The following is a 16185-nucleotide window of genomic DNA, read 5'->3' as shown; positions in this document are numbered from 1 at the left end:
CCGCCGGGACGGGGCGGCGGGGGAGCGGGGCGGCTCCGAACCGCTGCACCCACCCCGTCAGGTCCGTGGCGGTGACGTTCCCGCCGCAGACCACCAGCCCGAGCCGGACGTCCGGGCCGACCCGGTCGAGCACGCGCTGGGCGGCCGGGAGCAGGCAGCCTGCCGCGGGCTCGGCCCAGACCTTCGCCTCCTCGGCGAGGGCGAGGGTGCCGGCCACGGCGTCGGCGTCGGAGACGACGATGACGTCCTCGACGAGGGCCCGCACGTGGTCGAGCGTCAGCTGCGACACGTACGGCGCGCTCAGCGTGGTGACGATCGAGGTCGGCGTGAACCCGGTCGGGTCACCGGCGGCGAGGGCGCGGGTCATCGCGTCGGCGCCCTCGGTCTCGACGCCCCAGACCCGGACCCCGGGCACGAGGGCGCGCATCGCCGCGGCCACGCCGGCGATCAGGGCACCCCCACCGATGCTGACCAGCACGTCGGTGACGTCGGGCGCGTCGGCGGCGAACTCCAGGCCGACGGTGCCCTGGGCGGCGAGCACGATCGGGTCGTCGAACGGGTGGACGAGGGTGAGCCCGCTGGCCACGAGCTCGTCGAGCAGTGCGAAGGCGCCCCCCATGTCGGGGGTGAGCCGCACCGTCGCGCCGGACGCGCGGCAGGCGGCGATCGAGCGCTGTGGCGCCGCCTCCGGCATGACGACGGTGGCCGCGATGTCCAGCGAACCGGCGGCGTCGGCCAGCGCGAGCCCGTGGTTGCCGCCGCTGACCGCCACGACACCGGCCGCGCGCTCCGCGGGGGTCAGCCCGAGCAGCTTGTGGAACGCGCCGCGCGGCTTGAACGAGCCGGACCGCTGGAGTAGCTCCAGCTTGAGGGTGACGGGCACGCCGAGGTGCGCGGCGAGGCCAGGGCTCGCGACCGTGGGCGTACGCAGGACGTATCCCGCGATCCGCTCCGCTGCTGCGGTGATGTCGTCGATGGTGATCAGGTCGCTCACCGCCTCACGCTAACCCGGCAGTGGAGTCACGGGGATGGCGGATCGGCCGCGGGGGTGGTGGGGTGTGCGCGTGCTACGCGCGTCGCGGATGGGGCTGCTGAGCACCCGGTACGAGATCGCCCAGGACGGCACGCCGCTCTGCGTCTGGAAGCCGTCGGCGTTCATCGGCGGGGGTTCCTTCGTGCTCGACGGCTGCCGCTACGACGTGGCCCGCGGCGGGTGGTCGTGGCGCCGGTTCCGGTTGGTCGACGAGCGCGGCGAGCTCGTCGCGCTGGCCGACGGGGTGGGCCGGGCGGAGTGGACGCTCGACACCGACGGCGTCACGCATGCCTTCGAGCGTCCGTCGCTGATCCGCCACGAACACGTGCTGACGGTGGCCGGCAGTCCGGTCGGAACGGTGCGCCGGGTCAGCGCGTGGCGGGGCGAGGCGGAGGCGGACCTGCCCGGACTGCCGGTGCCCGTGCAGGTGTTCGTGCTGGTCAGCCTGCTGGGCGTGTGGGACGAGGACTAGTACGACCCCCGCTTACCTCAGGTGCCGGGCGAAGAACCGGTTCCCCTCGTCCCCCTCGAACTGCGGGACGCCGATGTGCCCGCCCATGTTGGCGTGCAGCGTTTTCTCCGTGGAGCCGAAGGCATCGAACAGGTCCAGGGCCATCTGCCGGTCGTTGCCTTCGTCGTCCCACTGCAGGAGGACCTGCAGCGGAATGGTGATCTGCCGGGCCTCCTCGAACAGGGCGCGGGGCACGAAGCTCCCGGCGAACAGAACGGCGGCCGAGATGCGCGGCTCGACCACCGCCAGCCGGACGCCGATGGAGATCACCCCGCCCGCGTACCCGACCGGGCCGCCGATCCCGGGCAGCGAGAGGAGGGCGTCCAGGGCGGCCCGCCATTCCGGGACCGCCTTGTCGACCAGTGGGAGGACGAGGCGGTCGACGATCCCGTCGTCGACCGGCTCGCCGGCCTCCAGCGCCCGGCGCAGGTCGGCGCGGGCCTCCTCGGCGGCGGCGGAACGGGGCCGGTCACCGCTCCAGGGGAGCTCGATGGTGGCCGCGGCGAAGCCCTCCGCCGCGGAGTGCCGGGCCCGGGCAACCAGCCGGGGGTACATCCTGTGCAGTCCGCCGGGGTGGCCGAGCAGGATCAGCGGGGCCGGTGCGGACGCGGATCCGGGCGTCCACAGGATGCCGGGGATCTCGCCGAGGGTGAACCTGCGTTCGAGGACGCCGTCGTCGAGGCGCTGATCGGAGGTGAATCGCATGGTCGTGCCTTTCGGGAGTGCTCGTGAACGGCGCTCCCGGACGACCTATCGCCCGACCGTGACCCCGGAGGGGAGCACCCATGTCGATACTGCGTTCACGGGTACCACCTCCTCGATCTCTCGCACGGCCGCCGGCAAGGTAGCAGTGGTCGCCGTGGCCCGCCATCGGGTTTCGCGCCAGCGCCTCGAGGCCGAGGCCGGGCAGCCGCGTCGCAACCGATAATTGCGATGGGATGATTCGACGAGAATGTCCATTCCGCCCGCTCTGCGATCAATTCTTGGGTGGGGATCGGCTGGTCGAGCGGGATATTCCCGGTACCGTCGGACGCAGGTCGCGAGGGGAATCGGGGGTTTTCGTGTCGAATTTTACGATTCGTGCGCCCGGGGGGGGCTGCGCTGGAATATCGCAATTCCGGGATCTGGCGGGACTCGACCCCGGTCGGAGATCTGCGGCGATGGTGCCGAGAGACACCCGATGCCGTCGCGGTCAAGGCCTGCCGGGCCGGTGTCGGGCCCACGGAGATGAGCTCGGTGGAGATCGGCTACGCGGAGTACGGCCGGCACGTGGAGCGCTTCGCCGGGGCGCTGTACGAGCTGGGTGTGCGGCCGGGCCAGGTGGTGTCCTGCCAGCTGCCGAACTGGTGGCAGGCCGGTGCGCTCCTGCTGGCGGCCATGCGGCTGCAGGCGGTGCTGGCCCCGGTCATGACCACCATCCGTCCCCGCGAGCTGGAGCGCGTGCTGGCCCGGGTGGGCGCGAGTGTCTTCGTGACGGTGGACGAGTGGGCGGGGTTCGACCATGCCGCGGCGCTGCGGGAGATGGCACCCCGGCTGCCTCAGCTGCGACACCGGGTCGTCCTCGGGAAAGCGGACGACGGCGAGATCGAGTTCGGCTCGTTCTTCGAGGACACCCCGTGGGAGCAGCGTCATCCGGTCGCTCTGGACGATGCGGTGGAGGACCCGGACCGGGTCGCCGCGATCTTCTTCACATCGGGCACGTCCGGCGAGCCGAAAGGCGCGCTGCACACCCACAACACGCTGTACGCCACGGTCTCGGCGATTGCCGAGGAGAACCACATCGGACCTCGGGACGTGCTCTTCACCCCGCATTCGGCGATGCACATCCTGGGGCACCTGCTCGCCCTTCTCCCGCTGTCGACCGGAGCGTGCAGCGTCCTGCTCGACTCCTGGTCGGGTGAGCGGGGCGCCGCCGTACTCGCCCGGACCGGCAGCACGGTCCTGATCGCCGCACCCTTCTTCGTCGAGGACCTCATCACGGCGGGGAGCGGACAGCCTCAGGACCTGCCCGCGCTCCGCATGGTCGGCTGTGGTGCCACCACCGTCCCGCGACCGCTGGTCGCGGAGGTGCCGCGGTGTTCGGGGTGGCGCTGCAGAGCGGGTGGGGCATGACCGAGCTCGGGGTCGGCACGCTGACCAGCAGGGAGGATCCCCCGGACTGGCCTTCCCACAGCGACGGACGGCCGCTCCCCTGGGCGGAGCTCGACCTGCGGTCGGACACCGAGATCACCGTGGACCGGCCGGGGCGGCTGTACGCCCGCGGCGGCGGCGTGTGCCTGGCGACACTGGGCCGGGACAGCGGTGCGCTCACTGTCATCGCCGAGCACGAGGACGGCTGGTTCGACACGGGCGACCTCGCCGTCCCGGACGGGCGGGGCGGAATCCGGTTGATGGGCCGGGCCGGCGACCGCATCGGCGGCGCGTTCATGATCCCGGTCAACGACGTCGAGTCCGAGCTGCTCACCCACCCGGGCGTCGCCGACGTCGCGCTGGTCGGCTACCCCGACGGCCACGGTGGCGAGCTCGCCTGTGCCGTCGTCGTCGCGGCCGGCTCGCCCCCGGTCACCCTCGAGGAGCTGCGCGCCTACCTGACCGGCAAGGGCATGACCGACTGGTACCTGCCCAGCAGGCTGGAACTGGTCGAGCAGCTGCCCCGCAACGACAACGGCAAGGTGCGCAAGGAGCTGCTGCGCCGCGAGCTGCAGACCGGGGCCGCGCTCACCACGGAGTGACCGGCGGCGGCGCCGGCCGCGCAGCCGGTGCACCCGGGACGCGCCACCGTGCGAGCGGTGGCGCGCCCCGGGGCCGGATCAGCGGACGGGCACGACCTCCGGTGCGCCCATCCGGGCGGCGTCGGCCGTCTCGTCGTCGGGCATCTTCTGGCTCTCCCGCTCGGCCTCCACGCGCTTGCGGTAGTGCTCCACCTCGCGCTCGATCTGCTCGCCGCTCCAGCCCAGCACCGGTGCGACGAGCCGGGCGGCCTCCTCGACGGCCCCGATGCCGCGGTCGAAGGTCTCGATCGAGATCCGGGTGCGACGGGCGAGCACGTCGTCGAGGTGCCGGGCGCCCTCGTGCGACGCCGCGTAGACGATCTCGGCCCGCAGGTGGTCGGGCGCACCGGTGAGCGGCTCGCCCAGCGACGGGTCCTGCTCCACGAGGTCGAGTACCTCGTGGACGAGCGACCCGTACCGGCCGAGCAGGTGCTGGATGCGTGCCTCGTGCAGCCCGTAGCGCTCGGCCAGCACGTGTGCGGAGTTCTTCAGCGCCGTGAAGCCCTCGGCCCCCAGCAGCGGCACGTCCTCGGTGACCGACGGCGGAACCTTCTGGTAGAGCCCGTGCACCGCGGCGTCGACGGCGTCCTTGGCCATCACGCGGTAGGTGGTGTACTTGCCGCCCGCCACCACCACGAGACCGGGCACCGCATGCGACACCGCGTGCTCACGCGAGAGCATCGACGTCGACTCGGACTCGCCCGACAGCAGCGGCCGCAGCCCGGCGTAGACACCTTCCACGTCGGCGTGGGTGAGGGGCTGCTCCAGCACCTTGTTGACGTGGTCGAGCAGGTAGTCGATGTCGGCGGCACTCGCCGCCGGATGGGCCAGCCCGAGCGTCCAGTCCGTGTCGGTGGTGCCGATGATCCAGTGCCGCCCCCACGGGATGACGAACAGCACGGACTTCTCCGTGCGCAGGATCAGCCCGGAGTCGCCGCGGATCCGGTCGTGCGGCACGACGAGGTGGATGCCCTTGCTCGCCCTGACGTGGAACTGCCCGCGCTCGCCCGCCAGGCTCTGGGTCTCGTCGGTCCACACGCCGGTGGCGTTGACGACCTGCCGGGCCCGCACCTTGAACGTGCGGCCGGACTCGAGGTCGTGCACCTCCGCCCCGGTGACCCGCTCGCCCTCGCGCAGCAGCCCCGTGACCCGCGCCCTGGACGCGATGTGGGCCCCGTAGGCCGCCGCCGTGCGGGCGACGAACATCGTGTGCCGGGCGTCGTCGACCTGCGCGTCGTAGTACTCCAGGGCCCCGACGAGAGCGTCCTTGCGCAGCGACGGGAACACCCGCCGAGCGCCGCGCCTGGTCAGGTGCCGGTGGTGCGGCACCCCCCTGGCCCGCCCGGACAGCAGCGCCAACGTGTCGTAGAGCGCCACACCGGCGCCGGCGTACACCCGCTCCCACACGTGGTGGTTCAGCGGATAGATGAACGGCACCGGACGGACCAGGTGCGGGGCCAGTTTCTGGATGAGCAGACCCCGCTCCTGCAACGCCTCGGCGACGAGTCGGAAGTCCAGCATCTCCAGGTAGCGCAGGCCACCGTGGATGAGCTTGCTCGACCTGCTGGACGTGCCGGAGGCGAAGTCGCGAGCCTCGACGAGCCCGACGGTGAGGCCGCGGGTGGCGGCGTCGAGGGCAGATCCACTGCCCACGACACCGCCCCCGACGACCAGCACGTCGAGTTCGGTCGAGCTCATGGCCTCCAGTGCGGCCTCACGGGCCTGCGGAGAGAGCGCAACCGATCTCATGGTCTTCCTCTCATCGTCGTCATGAACGAGCCGGGCGGAGAACCGCTCAGTCGACGTCCACCCAGTCCAACGTCCTGGTGACGGCCTTCTTCCAGCGCTCGTACCCGTGGGAGCGCTGCTCGTCGCTCCACCGGGGCTCCCAGCGCTTCGACTCGTTCCAGTTGGTGCGTAGCTCGTCGGTGTTCTTCCAGAACCCGACGGCCAGCCCCGCCGCGTACGCGGCACCCAGCGCCGTGGTCTCCGCGACGACCGGCCGGCTGACCGGGACGCCGAGCACGTCGGCCTGGATCTGCATGCACAGCTCGTTGGCGGTGACCCCGCCGTCGACCTTGAGCACCTCCAGGTGGACTCCGGAGTCCTTCTCCATCGCCTCGGCCACGTCGCGGCTCTGGTAACAGATCGCCTCCAGCGTCGCCCGGGCCAGGTGGGCGTTGGTGTTGTACCGGGAGAGCCCGACGATCGCGCCGCGGGCGTCGGAACGCCAGTACGGGGCGAAGAGCCCCGAGAACGCCGGGACGAAGTAGACGCCGCCGTTGTCCTCCACCTGACGGGCCAGCGACTCGCTCTCCGCGGCCCCCGAGATGATCCCCAGCTGGTCACGCAGCCACTGCACGGCCGACCCGGTGACGGCGATCGAACCCTCCAGCGCGTAGACCACCGGCTCGTCACCGAACTTGTAGCAGACGGTGGAGAGCAGCCCGGCCTTCGAGCGCACCAGCTCCGTGCCCGTGTTGAGCAGCATGAAGTTGCCGGTGCCGTAGGTGTTCTTCGCCTCGCCGGGGGCGAAGCACACCTGGCCGACGGTGGCCGCCTGCTGGTCGCCGAGGTCGCCGGTGATCGGGACCTCGCCGGCCAGCGGGCCCTTCGTGAGCGTGGTGCCGTAGGACTCCGGGCACGAGCTCGGCTTGATCTCGGGCAGCATCGACCGCGGGATGTTGAAGAAGCCGAGCAGCTCGTCGTCCCAGTCGAGCGTCTCGAGGTTCATCAGCATCGTGCGGCTGGCGTTCGTCGGGTCGGTGACGTGGACGCCGCCGTCCTTGCCGCCCGTGAGGTTCCACATCAGCCAGGTGTCGGTGTTGCCGAAGATCGCGTTGCCGCTCTCCGCCGCCTCCCGGGCCCCGTCGACGTTCTCCAGGATCCACTGGACCTTGCCGCCGGAGAAGTACGTGGCCGGCGGCAGCCCGGCCTTCTGCCGGATGACGTCGCCGCGCCCGTCCCGGTCGAGCGCCGACGCGATCCGGTCGGTGCGGGTGTCCTGCCAGACGATCGCGTTGTACAGCGGGCGTCCCGTGCGCTTGTCCCACACGACGGCTGTCTCGCGCTGGTTGGTGATGCCCAGTGACACCAGGTCCGACGACGACAGGCCGGACCTGTTGAGCGCGGTCTGGACCACCGCCGACGCGCGCTCCCAGATCTCGACGGGATTGTGCTCGACCCAGCCGGCCTGCGGCAGGATCTGGTCGTGTTCGAGCTGGTGGCGACCCACCTCGTTGCCCGAGTGGTCGAAAATCATGAAGCGGGTGCTGGTGGTGCCCTGGTCGATGGCACCGACGAACTCGGCCATGAGTTGTCTCCGCTGGTGTTGGTGGGTCCTACCGAGGGACGTCGCGGCCCACGGGAGTGGGCTCGGCGGTCTCTTCGGCGGCGACGACGAAGCGGTTGATGCATACCTGGAACAGCCCGCCACCGATGAGGCCACCGATGATCGGTGCCACGATCGGCAGCCACCAATATGGTGTGCCGTTCTGGTCGGTCCAGGCGGTCGAGTATCCGGTGATGTACGACGCGAGCCGGGGCCCGAAGTCACGGGCCGGGTTGATGGCGTAGCCCGCGTTCGCCCCCCAGGCCATGCCGATGCCCACCACGAGCAGCCCGATGACCACCGGGACGAGGTTGGCCAATGGAGGGTTGTTCCGCGCGTTGACCAGCGCGAAGACCACGAAGACCAGGATCGCGGTGCCGATGATCTGGTCGAAGAACGCGGTCGTGAGGCTGATGCCGGCTGCGCCGTTGCCCGGGAGCGTGGAGAAGATGATCTGCGTCTTGTAGGTGTGGCCCGGGTCGATCATGTCGATGTAGTTGGCGTAGTTGAACCGGACGATGATGGCGGCGACGAACGCCCCCGCCGTCTGCGCCACCACGTAGGGCACGACCTTGCGCCAGGGGAACCCCTGGAACGCGGCCAGTGCGATCGTCACGGCCGGGTTGATGTGGCCGCCGCTGAGACGGCCCGCCACGTAGACACCGAGGATCACGCCGATGCCCCAGGCCCAGGCGATGGAGTCGTGGTCTCCCAGGCTGCCGGTGCTGCCGCCCGACAGGACCTGCGCGACCACACCTGCGCCGAACAACAAGAGGATCATGGTGCCGAAGAACTCGGCCGCCAGCTCCCCGATATACGAGTTCTTCGCCATCGAAGCCCTCCTTGGAAGGTGCCGCTCGAATCGGCGGTTCCTGAACGCTAGGAACGGGTGTGACCTGCGGTCAACGTCCGGGGTTCGGCATTGTCGAACCACCGATCGGACGAACATCACATTGCGACCGACGGACGCATCGAGATGGGGCAGTCCGTGAACGTTGGGTCGCGCTACGTGGATGGGCGGTACACGGGCCGTACAGTCGGTCCGTGCCGGGGTTCATCCAGTCCATCGAGCGGGCAGCGGCGGTGCTGCGGCTGCTGGGGAGCACGGACCGGCCGCTCGGGCTGAAGGAGATCGCGGCGGCCCTGGACCTCCCGCCTCCCACCGCTCACGGGATCGTCCGGACCCTGCGGGAGGTCGGGTTCGTCGAACAGGACGTGGAGAGCTCCCGCTACCGGCTCGGTCCGGGGCTGCAGGAGCTGGGCGGTGGCGGCTGGGACCCGCACGACCTGCGTGCCCGGGCGATGAACTGGGCGGACTCCCTCGCCGGCAGTACGGGGATGGCGGTGCAGGTGGGCATCGCGGCGTCGACGTCGGTCCGGCTCGTCCACCACGTGTTCCGGCCGGACGGGTCGCCGCAGCGGATCCGGACGGGGGAGGAGCAGCCCCTGCACGCCACCGCACTGGGCAAGTGCCTGCTCGCGTTCGCGCCGGTGGCCACCCCGCACGCCCGGGAGCTCGACCTGCAGCGCTGGACCGGCCGCACCTGCACCACGGTGGCGGCGCTGGAAGCGCACCTCGCCGTGGCCCGCCGTCGCGGCTGGGCGAGCGACACCGGCGAGTACGAGACGGGGGTGGGCGGGGCGGCGGCCCCGTTGCGGTCCAGCGGCGGGATGGTCGTCGCGGCGATCGCCGTGGTCGGTCCGGTGGAGGAGCTCTTCGGCCTGGGCGGGGAGTTGCGGCCGTGGATGCTGGAGCAGATGGTGGGCGCTGCGCGGGAGATCTCGGCGGCGCTGATGGAGGGCCGATGACGCCGCGGAGGGGGCAGCCATGACCGAGCGCGTCGTCGCCGCGATCGACCAGGGCACCACGTCCACCCGGTGCCTGTTGTTCAACCGGTCCGGGCGGATGATCGCCGTGGCGCAGCGCGAGCACCGCCAGTACTACCCGCGCCCCGGGCTCGTCGAGCACGACGCGGCGGAGATCTGGCGCAACGTCACGCGCGTCGTCCCGGCCGCCCTGCGCAACGCGGGCCTCACCCCGGACAACATCGTCGGGCTGGGGATCGCGAACCAGCGCGAGACCACCGTGATCTGGAACCGGCACACCGGCGTCCCCCTCGCGCCCGCGATCACCTGGCAGGACACGCGCACCGACGGCATCGTCGCCCGCCTGGCCGACGACGGGCACGCCGCCCTGATCAAGGACATCTGCGGGCTGCCGCCCGCCACCTACTTCGCCGGCCCACGGCTGCGCTGGCTGCTGGACCACGTGCCGGGCGCCCGGGACGGCGCGGAGGCGGGCGACGTCCTGTTCGGCACGATGGAGAGCTGGCTCATCTGGCGGCTCACCGGCGGCCCGGACGGCGGCCGGCACGTCAGTGACGTCACCAACGCCAGCCGCACGATGCTGATGGACGTCCGGACGCTCGAGTGGTCGGAGAAGCTGCTGGAGGTGCTGGCGGTGCCCCGGCGGATGCTGCCCGAGATCCGCCCCAACGCCGAGGTGTACGGCACCTGCACGGCGGTGCTGCCCGGCGTCCCGGTGGCCGGGGCGCTCGGCGACCAGCAGGCCGCGCTCGTCGGGCAGGCGTGCTTCTCGCCCGGCGAGATCAAGTGCACCTACGGGACGGGCGCGTTCCTGCTGATGAACACCGGGACGCGGCTGGCCGAGTCGACCCACGGGCTGATACCGACGGTCGGGTACGTGCTCGGGGACAAGCCCGTCTACGCGCTGGAGGGCGCGATCGCCATGACGGGGTCGCTCGTGCAGTGGTTCCGCGACTCGCTCGGGATGATCGCGACGGCCGCCCAGATCGAGACGCTCGCCAGTTCCGTCCCCGACAACGGCGGGTGCTACATCGTCCCCGCGTTCTCGGGGCTGTATTCACCGCGCTGGCACCCCGACGCGCGCGGCGTGATGGTGGGGCTGACGTCGTTCATCAACCGCGGCCACCTCGCCAGGGCCGTGCTCGAGGCCACCGGCTGGCAGACGCGCGAGGTGATCGACGCGATGAACGCCGACTCCGGGGTGCCGGTCACCCGGCTCAAGGTAGACGGCGGCATGACCGCCAACCACCTGCTGATGCAGTTCGTCGCGGACGTCCTCGACGTGCCGGTGGAGCGGCCGCTGGTGTCGGAGGCCGTCTCGCTGGGCGCTGCGTACGCGGCCGGGCTGGCGGTCGGGCACTGGTCCGACCTGGAGGTGCTGCGCGCTAACTGGCACCGTGCTGCCGCCTGGGAGCCCGCGATGGACGCCGCCCTGCGCCGGCGCGAGCACGAGAACTGGGGCCGCGCGGTGAACCGCAGCTACGGCTGGGTGCAGACGCCCGCAGGCGACTGACCACCGCGTCGCGACCGGCACCGCGTCAGCTGGTCGCCGGGACCGGCACGGGTCCGTCGGGGTCGCGCTCCGACCAGCGCACCCCGCGCCGGGCACCGGCGATCACCAGCACGACGGTGCCGAGCGCGATCGGGAAGAGCCACATCGCCACCACGTCCAGGGCCCCCCGGCCGTCGACGGCGAAGGCGCCGTCCGAGGCCCCCAGGTACTGGGCCACCCACTGGAACGCGAGGTGGAACCCGATGGGCGCCCATACGCTGCCTGCCACCACCCGCAGTGCACCGAGCGCCAGGCTGAACGAGAAGAACAGGAGCACCCGGTCCACCGAGCCGGCCGGCCCCAGCACCGTGCCCCAGACGGTGAACAGCGCCGCCTGCCCGGTGACGGCCGTCCAGCGCGTGAAGCGGTCGGCGAGATTGCGGTACAGGTAGCCGCGGAATATCAGCTCCTCGGGAAGGGCCTCGAAGAGCAGCACCAGCACCGGCAGGTAGAGGGCGAGCAGCAGCGCCTGTGCGTCGATGTCGACGACGGCGATCGTGGCCCCGCCCGCCGCGATGGTGACGGCCGTGCCGACGGCGGCCGCGCCGAGCCAGAACGCGGCCCCGGACAGCAGGGACCGCAGCCCCCCGCTGCGCAGCGGCGTGAGGGCCAGCCCCGCCCACGGACGCGCGTCGAGGTGGCGGCGGCCCAGCACCACCAGGGGCACGGCCAGCGCCGCCGTCAGCACGGCGCGCAGTGCGTGGCCGAGCCGGTCGTCGGGCGGGTTGCCGAAGAACGGGTCGAGCCCGGCGTCGACGGCGACCCAGATCAGGGTGGCCGCCCCGAGCACGACGACCGTCCGGACGGCCAGCGGTGGGCGCCATGACCTCAGCCGCCGGGATGCGGACGGTCCAGGCGGTACGGCCGAGCCCAGGTCCCCCATGGTCGTCGAGTGTGGCGGCGGGGAGCCGCGGCGGTCGTCATCCCTTCGTCGGATCCACGGCCCGCCGGCGGGAGAGCACCCAGTGGACGGCGAAGGCGATGCCGGCGCCGATGAACCAGCTGAACGCGGCGGCGCCCGCGGAACCGAGGAGCACCACGGCCATCGCGAGCGCCGCGCCCACCGCCGTGGCTCCGATCGCGATCGGGTTGTGGCCGCGGTGGAAGTGGTAGCTGCCGTCGGGGCGCAGCGTGTAGAGGTCGTCCACCACGATCCGGCGCCCCTTGATGAGGTAGTAGTCGGCGATCAGCACGCCGTAGAGCGGGCCGATGAACGCACCGAGCGTGTCGAGCGTGTAGTGGATGACGTCCGGGCTGGAGTACAGGTTCCACGGCGTGATCAGCACGGAGCCGACGGCGGCGATCATCCCGCCGGCCCGCCAGCTGATCTTCTGCGGGCTGACGTTGGAGAAGTCGAACGCGGGCGAGACGAAGTTGGCGACGATGTTGATCCCGATCGTGGCGATCATGAAGGTGAGGGCGCCGAGCACCACCGCGTAGGTGTTGTCGAGCCGTGCGACGGTCTCGACGGGGTCGGTGATGAGCTCGCCGAACACCGGCTGCGTCGCGGCAGCGGTGATCACCACGAGCAGCGCGAACACCAGGAAGTTCAGGGGCAGCCCGAGCAGGTTGCCGCGGCGCACCGCCGCGAACTCGGCCGTAGCGGGCGAAGTCGCCGTAGTTGAGCATCGGCCCGGAGAAGTACGAGACGACCAGCGCGATCGCCGTGAGCATCACCGGCACCGTGGCCCAGCCGTGGATGCTCACCTCGGCGAGGTTCAGGTCGATGTTGCTCCAGCCCGCCTCCAGCACGAGGTAGCCCGCCAGCAGGAACATCACGACGTACACGGCGGGCCCGCAGAAGTCGATGAACTTCCGGATGGCCTCCATGCCGTTCCAAAAGACGGCGGCCTGCAGCAGCCACATGGCCACGAACGCGACCCAGCCCACCAGCGACAGCCCGGCGAAGCCGTGCTGTGCCACGTCGGCGTAGGGCCCGAGCCCCGGCCACAGCTTGAGCCCGACGATCACCAGCGAGTGCGAGGCGAGGTAGGTCTGGATCCCGTACCAGGCCACCGCGATCAGCCCGCGGATGATCGCCGGCACGTTGGCGCCGAGCACCCCGAACGAAGCCCGGCAGATCACCGGGTAGGGCGTGCCGGTCGCCTGGCTCGGCCGCGCGACGAGGTTGCACAGGACGTAGACGATCGAGATGCCGACGAGCAGCGCGACGAGCACCTGCCAGGCCGCGAGGCCGAGGGCGAACAGGCTGCCCGCCGTGACGTACCCGCCGACGCTGTGCACGTCGGACATCCAGAAGGCGAAGAAGTTGTACGAGGTCCAGTGCTGCTCCCGCAGCGGCGCGAGGTCCTCGTTGGTGAGCCGCGGGTCGTGCTCGGCGACCGGGGCCGGGCGTTCTCCGGCGTGTTCGAGCGAATCGGTCATGCTGACCTCCCGGGCGCGGCGATCGTGTACCGGAAAGGTAGGTGTCACGCCCGTACGCGGAGAACCGATGCACAGCCCGTCACGAGATCTTCGCGCCGGGGAAACACCGGCCGCCCGGTTCAGGCGATCGTGAAATCCCGGAGCAACCCGGTGTAGGACTTGGGTCGGGGAGCCGCGAACTCACCGCGCGCGCCGGTGCGCAGCCCGAGCACCACCAGCGACTCCACGGTGCGCGTGGCGGCCGTGACGCCGTCCACGACCGGCACGCCGATGCGCGCGCTGATGTGCGTGCAGAGGTCGGCCATCCCGGCGCACCCGAGCACGATCGCGTCCGACCCGTCCTCGGCCACGGCCCGGCGGCACTCCTCGGTGATCACCTCACGGGCGTCCGAGCCCGGGTCGTCCAGGTCGAGCACGGGGATCTCGCAGGCGCGCACCGCGCGGCAGAAGCGCTGCACGCCGTACCGCTCGGCGAGGTCCCAGGCGCGCCCGCAGGTCCGTCCCAGCGTCGTGACCACGCTGAACCCGCGGCCGAGGTACGTCGCCGTGCGCATGGCCGCCTCGGCGATGCCCACCACCGGACCGGTCGCGAGCTCGCGCGCGGCGTCGAGGCCGGGATCACCGAAGCACGCCACCACGTACCCGTCGACGCCGTCGGCCTCCCCGCGGGCGATCTCCGAGAGCAGGCCGGGGACGGCGAGCGCCTCGTCGTAGTGGCTCTCGATCGACGCAGGCCCCATGTCCGGGTTGACGGCGCGGACCGTGGTGCCCGCCGACGTCGCAGCCTGCGCGCACGCGCCGATCCGCTCCGTCATCGATGCGGTGGTGTTGGGGTTGACGACCAGGATCCGCACGGCGGTCAGTGGCGCGGCACGGGCGGGAGGGTAGACCAGACCTTGTCACCACGCAGCGCCTCCGCCAGCGCCTCGATGTGGGGGACCACCAGCCGGGCCCCGGCCAGCTCGCCCGGCTCCGCGTACCCCCACGCCACCCCGACCGTCGGGATGCCGTGCTCAGCCGCGCCGTCGACGTCGTGGTGGCGGTCGCCGACCATCACCACCGGCTGCCGGGCCGGGTCGACACCCAGCCGCTCGATCACCGAGCGGACGACGGCCGCCTTGCCCACCCGGCCGCCCACGTGGTCGGCCCCTCCGACGAGATCCAGGAACCCGGCGAGCCCGACACCCGCGACGATCTTGCGTGCGAGCTCCTCGGGCTTCGAGGTGGCGACCGCCAGCCGCAGGTCCGCCTCGCGCAGGCGCTCCAGCAGCGCGGGGACGCCGGGGTAGACGGGGGTGACCGTGGCGGCCACCGCGTCGTAGGAGGTGCGGTACGCGGTGATCGCGGCGGAGGTCTGCTCGTCGGTCAGCCCGAGCTCCGGCAGCGCGGTCTCGAACGGTGGCCCGACCAGCCGGCGCAACCGTTCCGCGTCCGGCACCGGGAAGCCGACCTCGGTCAGCGCGGCTGCGAGATGCTCGGTGATCGTGGCGGCGGAGTCGACGAGGGTGCCGTCGAGGTCGAGCAGGACGGTGCGCACCGACCCGAGCCTACGTCCCGGGCCGCGGGGAGCCACCGGTGCGCCGGGTGACGCCGTGCGGGGCCACCCCGCGGTGGCACTGCCGCACGGGGTGCGGTAGCCCTTCTCCCGTGACGGACTGGGGCAAGCTGATCATCGCGGTGGGACTGCGGGTGGAAGACTTCGCGGAGTCGGTGGTCGCGGCGCTGGCCCGCCTGCGCGGCCGGCGCCACCCGGTGATCGTCCCGTTCATCGGGCACGGCACCACCCGGCGCGTCCGGGTGGGTGCCCGGCTCGTGCTCGGACGGGAGGCCGCCGCGCCGTCGGTGCTGGCCACGGCCTCGGGGGAGGGACCGGCGACGCCGCGCTCGCGGCGCGCGGTGCTGCGGGCGAGCATCGCGCGGTTCCTCACCATCGAGGTGCCGGGTGCGGAGGTGACGATCCATCTCCCCGGCGGCGACGTCGTGGTCCGGACCGACCGTGACGGGTACGTCGACCACGAGGTCGAGCTGACCGACGTCGCGCCGGGGTGGCTGGAGGTCGGGCTGACCGGGCCCGCGGGATCCACCGCCACGGCGCGCGTGCTGGTGACCGACCCGGATGCGCGCATCGGGCTGGTCAGCGACGTGGACGACACGATCGTGGACACCGGGCTCACCCGCGGCCTGGACTTCCTGCGCGTCACCCTGCTCACCGACGTCCAGGACCGCACCCCGCTGCCCGGCGCCGCGGCCCTCTACCGCGCGCTCGTCACCACCCCGGCGGGCGAGCCGGCGCGTCCGGTCTTCTACGTATCCACGAGCCCGTGGAACCTGCACGAGATGCTCCTGCAGTTCGTGGGGCTGCGCGGGTTCCCGCTCGGTCCGCTGCTGCTCACCGACTGGGGGCCCTCCCACACCGGGCTGTTCCGCATCGGGGCGCAGGCCCACAAGCTCGGGCTGGTGCGCCGGTTGCTCGACGAGCACCCGCACCTGCGGCTGATCCTGATCGGGGACAGCGGGCAGGAGGATCCCGAGATCTATGCGACGCTCGCCCGCGCGACCCCTGACCGGGTGGCCGCGGTGTACATCCGCCGCACCACGGGAGCCGATCCGGTGCGGCTGCGCCAGGTCGACGACCTCGCCGCCGAGATCACCGCTGCCGGGGTCCCGATGCTCGCCGTGGACGACAGTGCGCAGATCGCCGTCCATGCCGCCACGCTGGGACTGCTCGACCGGGCCGCGGTGGCGTCGGTCCGCGCGGAGCTCGCCCGCTGAACC

Annotated in this window: 15 protein-coding genes and 1 pseudogene; 6 read left to right on the top strand and 10 right to left on the bottom strand. The window is 72.0% G+C overall.

Going from position 1 to position 16185, the window contains the following annotated elements; all coding sequences use genetic code 11:
* On the bottom strand, positions 1-994 hold a 994-nt coding region (locus tag HF577_RS24210; protein WP_312859344.1), incomplete at its 3' end, for a threonine ammonia-lyase.
* A 64-nt stretch (positions 995-1058) separates the two neighbouring features.
* Here HF577_RS24210 and HF577_RS24205 point away from each other — a divergent pair.
* Complete coding sequence (locus tag HF577_RS24205; RefSeq protein ID WP_169398233.1) at positions 1059-1505, top strand: hypothetical protein; 447 nt, start codon at positions 1059-1061, stop codon at positions 1503-1505.
* Between the two features lie 12 nt (positions 1506-1517).
* Here the strand turns inward: HF577_RS24205 and HF577_RS24200 are convergent, their stop codons facing one another.
* Positions 1518-2249, bottom strand: a complete 732-nt coding sequence (locus HF577_RS24200; RefSeq protein ID WP_169398232.1) for a dienelactone hydrolase family protein — start codon at positions 2247-2249, stop codon at positions 1518-1520.
* Positions 2250-2531: 282 nt separating this feature from the next.
* On the opposite strand from HF577_RS24200, the gene HF577_RS24195 reads away from it, so the two are divergent.
* Positions 2532-3656 (top strand): AMP-binding protein, encoded by a 1125-nt coding sequence (locus tag HF577_RS24195; RefSeq protein WP_312859343.1) that lies wholly within the window; start codon positions 2532-2534, stop codon positions 3654-3656.
* A complete protein-coding gene (locus HF577_RS39380) occupies positions 3620-4276 on the top strand; it encodes an AMP-binding enzyme (RefSeq protein WP_169398230.1) in 657 nt (218 codons plus the stop codon). The genes HF577_RS24195 and HF577_RS39380 overlap by 37 nt, the downstream gene beginning before the upstream one ends.
* 78 nt (positions 4277-4354) lie before the next feature.
* Here the strand turns inward: HF577_RS39380 and HF577_RS24185 are convergent, their stop codons facing one another.
* Genes HF577_RS24185 through HF577_RS24175 form a run of 3 tightly spaced genes read right to left on the bottom strand, consistent with a single transcriptional unit; the run spans position 4355 to position 8478 of the window.
* The gene (locus HF577_RS24185) at positions 4355-6064 is read right to left on the bottom strand and encodes a glycerol-3-phosphate dehydrogenase/oxidase (protein WP_169398229.1); all 1710 of its coding nucleotides are present in this window, start codon (positions 6062-6064) and stop codon (positions 4355-4357) included.
* A 46-nt stretch (positions 6065-6110) separates the two neighbouring features.
* A complete protein-coding gene (gene glpK / locus HF577_RS24180; protein WP_169398228.1) occupies positions 6111-7628 on the bottom strand; it encodes a glycerol kinase GlpK in 1518 nt (505 codons plus the stop codon).
* Between the two features lie 28 nt (positions 7629-7656).
* Positions 7657-8478 (bottom strand): MIP/aquaporin family protein, encoded by an 822-nt coding sequence (locus HF577_RS24175; RefSeq protein WP_169398227.1) that lies wholly within the window; start codon positions 8476-8478, stop codon positions 7657-7659.
* Positions 8479-8690: 212 nt separating this feature from the next.
* Between HF577_RS24175 and HF577_RS39830 the strand changes: the two genes are divergently transcribed.
* Entirely contained in the window at positions 8691-9455 is a 765-nt protein-coding gene (locus HF577_RS39830) for an IclR family transcriptional regulator (protein ID WP_169398226.1), read from the top strand.
* A 19-nt stretch (positions 9456-9474) separates the two neighbouring features.
* A complete protein-coding gene (gene glpK, locus HF577_RS24165; RefSeq protein WP_169398225.1) occupies positions 9475-10986 on the top strand; it encodes a glycerol kinase GlpK in 1512 nt (503 codons plus the stop codon).
* 25 nt (positions 10987-11011) lie between these two features.
* On the opposite strand, the gene HF577_RS24160 is transcribed toward glpK (HF577_RS24165), so the two are convergent.
* From HF577_RS24160 to HF577_RS24145, 5 genes and pseudogenes are all read right to left on the bottom strand, one after another.
* Positions 11012-11908 (bottom strand): CPBP family intramembrane glutamic endopeptidase, encoded by an 897-nt coding sequence (locus HF577_RS24160; RefSeq protein ID WP_169398224.1) that lies wholly within the window; start codon positions 11906-11908, stop codon positions 11012-11014.
* A 37-nt stretch (positions 11909-11945) separates the two neighbouring features.
* Entirely contained in the window at positions 11946-12608 is a 663-nt protein-coding gene (locus tag HF577_RS39370; RefSeq protein WP_312859342.1) for a cytosine permease, read from the bottom strand.
* 67 nt (positions 12609-12675) lie between these two features.
* Positions 12676-13278: pseudogene (locus HF577_RS39365) on the bottom strand (cytosine permease); the annotation flags it as partial.
* A gap of 251 nt (positions 13279-13529) precedes the next feature.
* Positions 13530-14264, bottom strand: a complete 735-nt coding sequence (locus HF577_RS24150; RefSeq protein ID WP_169398223.1) for an aspartate/glutamate racemase family protein — start codon at positions 14262-14264, stop codon at positions 13530-13532.
* A 5-nt stretch (positions 14265-14269) separates the two neighbouring features.
* On the bottom strand, positions 14270-14947 hold the full coding sequence (locus HF577_RS24145) for an HAD hydrolase-like protein (protein ID WP_169398222.1): 678 nt from the start codon (positions 14945-14947) through the stop codon (positions 14270-14272).
* Between the two features lie 110 nt (positions 14948-15057).
* Between HF577_RS24145 and HF577_RS39825 the strand changes: the two genes are divergently transcribed.
* Positions 15058-16182: an App1 family protein gene (locus HF577_RS39825; RefSeq protein ID WP_169398221.1), complete on the top strand. Its 1125-nt coding sequence runs from the start codon at positions 15058-15060 to the stop codon at positions 16180-16182.
* Positions 16183-16185 lie beyond the last annotated feature (3 nt).

Origin of the sequence: Pseudonocardia xinjiangensis (assembly GCF_012911925.1) — a bacterium.
GTDB lineage: Bacteria > Actinomycetota > Actinomycetes > Mycobacteriales > Pseudonocardiaceae > Pseudonocardia > Pseudonocardia xinjiangensis.
This window is presented reverse-complemented; position numbering and strand designations above follow the sequence as displayed.

Bases quoted from the DNA above. Each gene is read 5' to 3' on its own strand.
- glpK (WP_169398228.1), bottom strand. From the start codon at position 7,628: ATGGCCGAGTTCGTCGGTGCCATCGACCAGGGCACCACCAGCACCCGC.
- glpK (WP_169398225.1), top strand. From the start codon at position 9,475: ATGACCGAGCGCGTCGTCGCCGCGATCGACCAGGGCACCACGTCCACC.
- HF577_RS24160 (WP_169398224.1), bottom strand. From the start codon at position 11,908: ATGGGGGACCTGGGCTCGGCCGTACCGCCTGGACCGTCCGCATCCCGG.
- HF577_RS24185 (WP_169398229.1), bottom strand. From the start codon at position 6,064: ATGAGATCGGTTGCGCTCTCTCCGCAGGCCCGTGAGGCCGCACTGGAG.
- HF577_RS24175 (WP_169398227.1), bottom strand. From the start codon at position 8,478: ATGGCGAAGAACTCGTATATCGGGGAGCTGGCGGCCGAGTTCTTCGGC.
- HF577_RS24200 (WP_169398232.1), bottom strand. From the start codon at position 2,249: ATGCGATTCACCTCCGATCAGCGCCTCGACGACGGCGTCCTCGAACGC.